Annotated in this window: 13 protein-coding genes and 1 pseudogene; 6 read left to right on the plus strand and 8 right to left on the minus strand. The window is 38.3% G+C overall.

Annotation, left to right across the window (positions count from 1 at the left end; translation table 11 throughout):
* Positions 1-54 precede the first annotated feature (54 nt).
* Complete coding sequence (locus ACFFHF_RS15460) at positions 55-786, plus strand: ZIP family metal transporter (protein ID WP_377058541.1); 732 nt, start codon at positions 55-57, stop codon at positions 784-786.
* A gap of 68 nt (positions 787-854) precedes the next feature.
* Here the strand turns inward: ACFFHF_RS15460 and ACFFHF_RS15465 are convergent.
* A pseudogene (locus ACFFHF_RS15465) lies at positions 855-1,154 on the minus strand (YhcN/YlaJ family sporulation lipoprotein); the annotation flags it as partial.
* Between ACFFHF_RS15465 and ACFFHF_RS15470 the strand changes: the two are divergent.
* Positions 1,124-1,540 (plus strand): hypothetical protein, encoded by a 417-nt coding sequence (locus ACFFHF_RS15470; protein WP_377058542.1) that lies wholly within the window; start codon positions 1,124-1,126, stop codon positions 1,538-1,540. The pseudogene ACFFHF_RS15465 and the gene ACFFHF_RS15470 sit on opposite strands and share 31 nt — an antisense overlap.
* Before the next feature lie 74 nt (positions 1,541-1,614).
* Here the strand turns inward: ACFFHF_RS15470 and ACFFHF_RS15475 are convergent, their stop codons facing one another.
* On the minus strand, positions 1,615-1,740 hold the full coding sequence (locus ACFFHF_RS15475) for a hypothetical protein (protein ID WP_340903577.1): 126 nt from the start codon (positions 1,738-1,740) through the stop codon (positions 1,615-1,617).
* Between the two features lie 237 nt (positions 1,741-1,977).
* On the opposite strand from ACFFHF_RS15475, the gene ACFFHF_RS15480 reads away from it, so the two are divergent.
* Both ACFFHF_RS15480 and ACFFHF_RS15485 read left to right on the plus strand, forming a co-directional pair.
* A complete protein-coding gene (locus ACFFHF_RS15480) occupies positions 1,978-2,232 on the plus strand; it encodes a hypothetical protein (protein WP_377058543.1) in 255 nt (84 codons plus the stop codon).
* 19 nt (positions 2,233-2,251) lie between these two features.
* Positions 2,252-2,578 carry an antibiotic biosynthesis monooxygenase family protein gene (locus tag ACFFHF_RS15485; protein ID WP_377058544.1) on the plus strand — a complete coding sequence of 109 codons (327 nt, stop codon included), beginning with the start codon at positions 2,252-2,254 and terminating at the stop codon, positions 2,576-2,578.
* Positions 2,579-2,591: 13 nt separating this feature from the next.
* Here the strand turns inward: ACFFHF_RS15485 and ACFFHF_RS15490 are convergent, their stop codons facing one another.
* A complete protein-coding gene (locus tag ACFFHF_RS15490) occupies positions 2,592-2,786 on the minus strand; it encodes a gamma-type small acid-soluble spore protein (RefSeq protein ID WP_377058545.1) in 195 nt (64 codons plus the stop codon).
* 124 nt (positions 2,787-2,910) lie between these two features.
* Between ACFFHF_RS15490 and ACFFHF_RS15495 the strand changes: the two genes are divergently transcribed.
* A complete protein-coding gene (locus ACFFHF_RS15495; RefSeq protein WP_377058546.1) occupies positions 2,911-3,483 on the plus strand; it encodes a cysteine hydrolase family protein in 573 nt (190 codons plus the stop codon).
* A 28-nt stretch (positions 3,484-3,511) separates the two neighbouring features.
* Here the strand turns inward: ACFFHF_RS15495 and ACFFHF_RS15500 are convergent, their stop codons facing one another.
* Both ACFFHF_RS15500 and ACFFHF_RS15505 read right to left on the minus strand, forming a co-directional pair.
* Positions 3,512-4,273, minus strand: coding sequence for a YqcI/YcgG family protein (locus ACFFHF_RS15500; protein ID WP_377058547.1), 762 nt, complete (start codon positions 4,271-4,273; stop codon positions 3,512-3,514).
* Positions 4,274-4,485: 212 nt separating this feature from the next.
* Positions 4,486-5,298: an EcsC family protein gene (locus ACFFHF_RS15505; RefSeq protein ID WP_377058552.1), complete on the minus strand. Its 813-nt coding sequence runs from the start codon at positions 5,296-5,298 to the stop codon at positions 4,486-4,488.
* A gap of 169 nt (positions 5,299-5,467) precedes the next feature.
* Between ACFFHF_RS15505 and guaC the strand changes: the two genes are divergently transcribed.
* On the plus strand, positions 5,468-6,451 hold the full coding sequence (gene guaC, locus ACFFHF_RS15510; protein ID WP_160546111.1) for a GMP reductase: 984 nt from the start codon (positions 5,468-5,470) through the stop codon (positions 6,449-6,451).
* Positions 6,452-6,468: 17 nt separating this feature from the next.
* On the opposite strand, the gene ACFFHF_RS15515 is transcribed toward guaC, so the two are convergent.
* The 3 genes from ACFFHF_RS15515 to ACFFHF_RS15525 form a co-directional block, all read right to left on the minus strand.
* Complete coding sequence (locus ACFFHF_RS15515; protein ID WP_377058548.1) at positions 6,469-7,131, minus strand: phosphatase PAP2 family protein; 663 nt, start codon at positions 7,129-7,131, stop codon at positions 6,469-6,471.
* Entirely contained in the window at positions 7,128-7,706 is a 579-nt protein-coding gene (locus ACFFHF_RS15520; RefSeq protein WP_377058549.1) for a CBO0543 family protein, read from the minus strand. Before ACFFHF_RS15520 ends, ACFFHF_RS15515 begins: the two co-directional genes overlap by 4 nt.
* Before the next feature lie 110 nt (positions 7,707-7,816).
* Entirely contained in the window at positions 7,817-8,092 is a 276-nt protein-coding gene (locus ACFFHF_RS15525; RefSeq protein WP_377058550.1) for a thioredoxin domain-containing protein, read from the minus strand.
* Between the last annotated feature and the right edge of the window lie 140 nt (positions 8,093-8,232).

An 8,232-nucleotide genomic window follows, 5' to 3' on the forward strand; every position in this document is an offset into this window, starting at 1 on the left:
TACAAGAATGCTTGGCAAAGTTATACATATGATGGGTATATAATCTAATGGAGGTTGTCCATGTCCTTACTCCCAATTATTGTCTCATCATTATGTACCGGTTTAGGCGCCTTGCCTATTTTACTCGTAAGAGATGTTTCTCATAAAGGAAAAGATATGTTATTAGCTTCCACAGCGGGAATCATGGTCGCTGCATCTGCCTACGGGTTAATTCCAAATGCTATTCAGCTATCAAATGTAATGGTTTTGGTGGTTGGAATCTTATTTGGAACACTCGTTCTAACCTTGTTGGAAAGTATGATTCCGCATGTTGACCTCAACCATTCGGAGCAATCCTCAAGAAAAAAGAGAGTGGTTTTATTGTTTCTTGTAGCTATGTGTCTTCATAATGTACCAGAAGGATTATCGGTAGGGATCAGTAATGCAAGTGAAAACTATGAGGTTGGTTCGCTTGTGTCGTTTGCCATAGGGTTACAGAATGTCCCAGACGGATTTTTGGTTGCATTGTTTTTATTGAGTCAAAATGTAAGTGTGATACGTGCTATTTTACTTGCAACTTTAACTGGAGTTATTGAAATGTCTGCAGGTTTAATAGGCGTACTCTTGGGGGGGACATTTGAGCCGTTGATTCCTTATGGACTAGCATTTGCAGCTGGTTCCATGCTATTTGTGGTTTATAAGGAACTAATTCCAGAAAGCCATGGAGACGGAAACGAAAGGGCATCCACCTGGGCATTTATCATTGGGTTTGTGTCTATGGTACTCTTGACAGAGGTTTTTCGATAAGAATTAAAATCACCAAGAAGGGCGAAGATGACACTTGGATCACACAAAGTCAGCTTCGCCCTTATCTTTTATCTTCCACTAGGAAAAACACGCTGAACCATTTCTGTAAATTCCTCAAACAATCCTTTAACCGGTTCACCCTTTTGGATCTTGTCTCCATAATCTCCCATACGATCAACGAAGTCTGGGTTACTTGAAACAAAAACATTATTGATTCCTTTGTCGGTTGATTTTACTTGATCCGAAATTTTCTTTTCTAAGTCCTCTCGAACATCACCTTTTGTGTTGTCCTCTAACACGACTGCAACATAAGCATTATTCTCAGTCACAATCACGTTTGCGTGGCGAACTTCCTGCATATTTTCGATTCGTTACTTCTAATACCAGCTATGCACAGCCAAAGGAATGTCCTGATTCCCATACACTCGAAGTAGTATCCATTGAAAACATTCATGAAGTGGAAAAAGCGTTGCGGGTTCTTGTTCCGATTGCTTATGAAGTGGGAGAGTTTCCAGAGCTTTATTCAGAATGGGAGGTCGTTTCACTAAAACCTTTTCCGAGGACAGTGGGTAAAAGTGAGGAAGAAAATTATTACGGTATGGCTAAACACTTTTGCGGAAAAGAGGTGGCAGACAGATCCTGGCTCGTCCGTTTGCATTTTCCAAAAGTGAAGGCTACCAGTGGAAGCCAAGGCCAGATCTTTATTGCCAAAAAAGAAGAGAGCGGCTGGTTTGTCTGGTTTAAAAATCACTAAAACCTAGTTGTCTCACATATCGATGACACAATATAATTCAAAAAAACGCTTAGGTAAACCCAAGCGTTTTTGTTTTATTTATTTAAGTCTTTCTTGGTGATTTCGCTACGAATATCTTTTTCCTTTGAGAATTCTGTATCTTGCTGTTTATTGTTCGGATACTTATTTTTACGTTCGCGGTTATCGTTTCGGTTGGTCAAGAGTTTCACTCCTTTCTATGTAGTCGGAATTATTATTGGCTATTTTCATCCTATATATTAACCATTCATATTTAGAACGTCCTCCAAACACCCCAACATTTCCCATTATATGATACAATATAAAAACGTCTATTCAACGGATCTCAAGTCTTAAAGGAGTCCTACCACGCACATGCCAATCTCATTTATTCAAATTTCACAACATATAAATTTAATTATAAAAAAGAAGGTGTTACTTTGAAGAAATCCAGCATTTACTTATTGCTAGGCATTAATTTATTTTACATTGTCAATTTTTTAGTAAACTTTGAACATACCTTTCTTGAATGGTATTGGCTGGTATTTTTTATCATTGGACTAGGTTTATCCATTTTTTATTTGTTAAAAGCAAACAAAGAAAAACCGTACATTTTGATTGCATTATTAGTGACGAGCCTGAGTTCGATTGGATTTTACGGCTTTCAATATTTTCTTTCTCATCTTATGGGTTAGATAGAAGGAGGTAACTTGTATGAGTGTAATAATGAAAACACCGGAACCACCTTATTACGCGGTGATTTTTTCCTCGCAAAGAACGGATGGAGAAAATGGATATGGAGCAATGGCCAATAAAATGGTCGAATTGGCCTCCAAGCAATCAGGTTTTTTAGGCGTAGAAAGTGCCCGAGATGACCAATTGGGAATTACGGTTTCTTACTGGGACTCCATAGATGCGATCCATGCGTGGAAAGAGCATTCCGCACACATCATCGCCCAGGAAAAGGGGAAATCCGAATGGTATCAGTCTTTCTCTTTAAGAGTGTGCAAAGTTGAAAGACAAAGTTTTTTTGAAATGTAAAAAAGACATCCGACTAAGATTGGATGTCTTGTCCATGAATTCCACTTCTAATTTCCTCTACATCTGTATTACTGTATTGACTAGTACCTTTGCTGCCTGTTTGAGCCAGTAACGCTTTTACTTCATTATAAGACAAGCCAGATTCCGCATTTTTCTTTTTGACCTCATTAATATCCGTTCCAACTTCTGTATATTCCTTGTGATCCATATAATAACCTCCTGACGACATTCTTCTTACTCTTTCTTGTTAACGATAAAATTATGTAATGAAAGGGACTTCACATGTTAACAATGTAAGTGGTAGAAGAAGTTTATCAGTTAGGAGTTAGCTCATGACAAAATTAATCAAGTTACCAGCCTTACTCATCCTTGATGTTCAAAAAGGGTTTGATCATCCTTATTGGGGGAATAGAAACAATCCAGAGGCAGAGGAAAACATGGCTCGTTTGCAAGCCGAGTGGAGGAAGAGGAAGGGGCCGATCATTTACTCCAAACATCTATCCATTCAGCCCCAATCACCTTTACACCATACAAACAATGAAGGAACAGAGTTTAAAGACATAATCAAACCAGAACCAAATGAAACGGTTTTTACAAAACAAGTAAACAGTGCTTTTATAGGAACGGAGTTGGAAACGTATTTAAGTAAGCAGCAAATAAAAACGGTTGTTATTACTGGTCTATCTACACAGCATTGTATTTCAACAACTACAAGAATGAGTGGAAATCTCGGTTATCAAACCTATCTGGTTTCAGATGCGATCGCGGCATTCGAGATTACCGATCATAATGGAAAAAAACACTCGGCTGAGACCGTTCAGGAGCTTGAATTAGCGATGCTCCAAAAGGAATTTGCTACGATTGTAACAACCGATGAAATGATTAAACAACTCGATCATCTTTAATATTTATGTATAGCGCAGGGGCTCTGCGCTATTTATCTAACTTAAAAAAATTTAAAAAACGATGGTATGGACATTTGGATAATGATGTATCATCATCTCGTAAAAAATACTGTCTCCACTCAAAATTATCTTCTGACCCATAGCTATTTAAATCCGGGTGGATCGATATAGAATCATACTTTGCCAAGCGTTTACGAACTTGCTTTTTAATATTTTGGGCATAAGTTTCATTTTTACCAAATTGTTGTAACACCCATCTGGGGGTAATCGCGAGGATCATCGTATCAAAATGACGACTTTGTCTATTTTGGTGTGACGGGGTAGCACAATACATAAAGTATTTTTCCCCGTAGAAACAAAACTCCCAAACCGGGTCATGAGGATCAGTGGGAATGTCTTTTGGCCACTCGAGCCCGTCAATCGCAGAAAGACCACCTAACTGCTGCCAAAACAGTTGTTCGAACTGTTCCACTGTATATGTTTTTTCTATATCTTTTGGAATATCATAAAAAACAATCAGTGACGTATAGTTCCCAAATCCTTTTGATTTCTCTGTGAACGATTTTAATAGGTGTGCCAGTTCTTGAATGGAGGACTTCTTTCTCGGATCACCTACAAAACCATAGCGGAGTTGATTCGTGGAAAAGCCAATAGTGGCTGGTATGCAAGGGAATGGTCTTTCTCTATCCGTCATTTTTGCTTCGAATTTTTCGAGAACATTTCTTTCCCATGGGGCTAGTTGTTCTCGTAATATCATTTCATCTTTATATAAACCTTTGATAATGATCACCTCACAAAAGCTTCTATACAATATTCCTAAAAGCGTTTGCTGGATGAATGTCCTAATGAAATTGGGCGAATGTGGATGACCAAACTTCGAAGACTCCTTACAAAACTAAATTGGTCTTCATCATGAAAATGAAGACCATTTAAAACAATATTTCATAAATAAATGATCTGCAAACCATCGATCAAGGGTTCAACCTCAAAATCTAACTACATCTAGATCTGACCCTCAGCCGTAACTCCCAATCGCTCCATAATTCTTCTTTTCCGATACAGCATAACTCCGACTTCTGCCAAGTCACTAATCATCGAACGGTTGGTGAAAGCGCCGAAGATCATACCAGCGATAGGGACCATTTGAAATAGTTTTTTCCAGCCGAATTGATCACGGTAGGTATACACAACCTCACGCCAACCTTGTAGCTGGGACATCATTTCACCCGATTGACTGCCGTTTTGGTAATAGCCGGATAACTCCTTGAGAATGGCCTTTTTTCCAACAATATCAGCTGATGAAAATTGTAAGCATTTAATGATAAAGATTCGCTCGCTTTTCTCGTTTGGATCATATCCGTGGATGATGGCGATTTCTTGCAGTGTTTTTAATGAGATGGCTAATAGCGCTGGTACATCAATCGCGAGGGTGAAGATTCCTCCGATTCCTGTTGTTGCACCCTGCACCGTTGCAACCTTTTTACGGTTTTCCGTTAATTTTTGACTGACTGTATTCATGGTGGAAAGAGGGATGTCTTTAACCTCATTAATACTCTCTATTGTTAGATTTGTTTCTTTTCCAATGAGTTCAAATAATTGTTTATCCGAGACTAAATATTTTCCACCAGTTTGAATGTAATTTCCAATTTCGTCTAATAATACTCCTACTTTATTATGAACAAACTGTGGGGTAATTTTGTCTAGTAATTTAAAAGGAAGTCTTCCAAGCCGTTCCCAAATCCACAAATTCCCTTGGTCCTTTTCCCATTTTTCAATAATAGCAAGTTCTTTTTTTAACTCTTCTTTTTTTTCCAAAATAATCATCCTTATTCTTCTCCATTTTTCTCAGTTTTTCATATTCAACATGATTCTAAACATTTGATACGTGTTTACCTCTAAAAAGGTTTCAAAACGATCTTCCAAGAAACATGATTAAGAGGGGAAAGGTCATACTAAGCTTATTCAATACATAGAGGTGATAGTGATGGATAACGTATTTGATTATGAAGATATACAATTGATCCCAAACAAATCGATCGTGAACAGTCGCACGGAGTGTGATACGAGTGTGACGTTTGGAGGTCACACGTTTCGATTGCCGGTGGTGCCTGCGAACATGCAGACCATTGTTGATGAAAGAATATCTGTTTTCCTAGCAGAAAATAATTATTTTTACATTATGCACCGATTTCAACCAGAAACGCGAATGGATTTTGTTAAAGATATGAAGGCTCGTGGCTTGTACGCTTCGATCAGTGTGGGAGTGAAGGAAGAGGAGTATCCATTTATTGAACAACTAGCAAAGGAACATCTGTCTCCTGAATTTATAACGATTGATATTGCCCATGGTCATTCGAATGCAGTAATCAATATGATTCACCACATTAAAAAGCATTTGCCTGCTAGCTTTGTGATTGCAGGCAATGTGGGAACTCCAGAGGCAGTTAGAGAGTTAGAGAACGCAGGGGCAGACGCGACAAAGGTTGGGATTGGACCAGGGAAAGTTTGTATAACAAAAATAAAAACAGGCTTCGGAACAGGGGGATGGCAATTAGCGGCCTTACGCTGGTGTGCGAAAGCCGCTAGCAAGCCCATTATTGCAGATGGGGGCATTCGGACTAACGGAGATATTGCTAAATCGGTTCGCTTCGGTGCATCCATGGTCATGATAGGTTCGCTCTTTGCGGGACATGAAGAATCACCGGGGGAAACGGTAGAGAAAGAGGGGAAAAAGTATAAGGAGTACTTTGGTTCTGCCTCTGAATTTCAAAAGGGTGAACGAAAAAATGTCGAAGGAAAGAAAATGCACGTGGAATTCAGAGGCGCATTAAAAGATACGTTGATTGAAATGGAGCAAGATTTACAATCATCCATTTCCTATGCAGGAGGAAACAAGCTGTCAGCCATTCGAACGGTCGATTATGTGATCGTGAAGAATTCGATCTTTAACGGAGATAAGGTTTATTAACAAAAGGAAAGTGAGCATTACCCAGAGGGACTGCTCACTTTCCTTTTTCTTTTATCCATATAACGCTGAAAAAATCCAATGGCTAACGTAAGCCAAAAAGCACTAATAAAATACCCCGCCAAAATGTCACTCGGATAATGAACACCAAGGTAAATTCGGCTAATACCTATGGAAAGGATCACGATACTACTCACAATTATGTGAATCGTCCTTTTGAAAGAAGTATTGATATGACGCCATAAAAGAAAGGTCAATACTCCATATAAAGCGAAAGCCATTGTCGCATGACCACTTGGAAAGCTATAATTAGTCGCTTCCGCTAGGCGATGCAAATCAGGTCTTGCCCGTTGAAAGAACATTTTTAAGGTAAGAAAAAGGATATTTGCCCCTCCAATAACGGCGATAAACAGAATAAGCTCAGCTCGGTGGTTCAGAACCTTATATAGAAGAAAGAGACTGACAAGTGAAAGGAGGATCACTGGTATGGTATCCCCGATAAATGTGAAAAATCTCATAATCGTGGTCAACCAAGGAGCCTCAAGACCTTGAACATACGAAATGATGTTGCTATCAAAAGAAACAATCGTATTTCTTCTTACTAAAAGAGCCATTACACTAAATGCTAGTAAAGAAAATAGGCTGATTATCAATGCGATGAGTAGTTGTGTTTTTAATTTCATGAAGGACTCCATATTTTTTCATAATAGCGCTTTGAAACCATCATACATTTTAAAATAAGTGCTCGGACGACAATACCAAGAATAATGTAATAAACGAATGAATACAAGTAATTCCATTTGAAATACCGAACGAGTTGAAGCCATTCACAAAAGGGTTCACCGATAAAGGCGAAAGCGACTGCCATGATGATTTGAGCAATAATAAAGGACTTCCATGTTTGAAAATATTGAAATAATAGGATAAAAGCTACAGGTACCATGGAAACATCAAATGGAAATCCCCTTGGTATGACGGGCAGAAACTCCACCGGATACTCCCAAAAGGACAACTGCATTCCCACAGTATCCAAAAGAAGTGTCACATTCATCACGATCATACCGAAGAGGAGAGACTCCACAAACCATTTTCTCTTTTTCATAATAAACCAGAAAATCCATGGAACAACAAAAAAACAGAGTAAGATCCACCATTCCCAAGTTAAAAATTCATTCTCTAGCCATCCTCTAGCATCAAGCATAAATAACTCATCTTCTAAGAACCGTACGTCTTCCAGGTTTTCTTCAATAGTTTCCATAAAAACCACCACCTGCTCATCTATCTATAGATTCTATTTTTGCCCAATTTCATGTTTTAATATTAAAGACGAATAAAAAGACCGTAGAAACATCTACGGTCAAAAAATAGCTAGTTTGAGATACCTGCGTACTCATTTTTAATTTCCTTTAAAGTTTTGTCAAACTCCTCACCCCAAAGGTCATTAATCGTATGAAATACGACCTCACCATCACTGTTCAACATTCCATAGCCTCTATAAGCCATGTCACCATTTTTCATCCCAAATAAATTGATCAATTCTAATTGAGGATCAGATAGGAAAGGGATGCTACTACCGAACATGTCCACTAATGCTTGATATAACTGTAATTGCTGATCAGGGCTATCGCCACTAACAATATACATATTTACATCTAAATCCACTAGTGTTGCATAAATAATTTCGTAATTTTCAGTTTAATTATATTCTCTATTTAGAGCCAAAAAAGTAAATACCCAACAAAGGTGGCTCCATCCATTTGGAAATTTATTTACAATTAGACCTG

The sequence above is a fragment of the Robertmurraya beringensis genome (genome assembly GCF_042433785.1).
Classification (GTDB): domain Bacteria; phylum Bacillota; class Bacilli; order Bacillales; family Cytobacillaceae; genus Robertmurraya_A; species Robertmurraya_A beringensis.

What these genes read in the sequence shown, in the direction of transcription:
- ACFFHF_RS15485 (WP_377058544.1), top strand. Translation starts at nt 2,252, where the DNA reads ATGAGTGTAATAATGAAAACACCGGAACCACCTTATTACGCGGTGATT.
- ACFFHF_RS15490 (WP_377058545.1), bottom strand. Translation starts at nt 2,786, where the DNA reads ATGGATCACAAGGAATATACAGAAGTTGGAACGGATATTAATGAGGTC.
- ACFFHF_RS15495 (WP_377058546.1), top strand. Translation starts at nt 2,911, where the DNA reads ATGACAAAATTAATCAAGTTACCAGCCTTACTCATCCTTGATGTTCAA.
- guaC (WP_160546111.1), top strand. Translation starts at nt 5,468, where the DNA reads ATGGATAACGTATTTGATTATGAAGATATACAATTGATCCCAAACAAA.
- ACFFHF_RS15515 (WP_377058548.1), bottom strand. Translation starts at nt 7,131, where the DNA reads ATGAAATTAAAAACACAACTACTCATCGCATTGATAATCAGCCTATTT.
- ACFFHF_RS15520 (WP_377058549.1), bottom strand. Translation starts at nt 7,706, where the DNA reads ATGGAAACTATTGAAGAAAACCTGGAAGACGTACGGTTCTTAGAAGAT.
- ACFFHF_RS15525 (WP_377058550.1), bottom strand. Translation starts at nt 8,092, where the DNA reads ATGTATATTGTTAGTGGCGATAGCCCTGATCAGCAATTACAGTTATAT.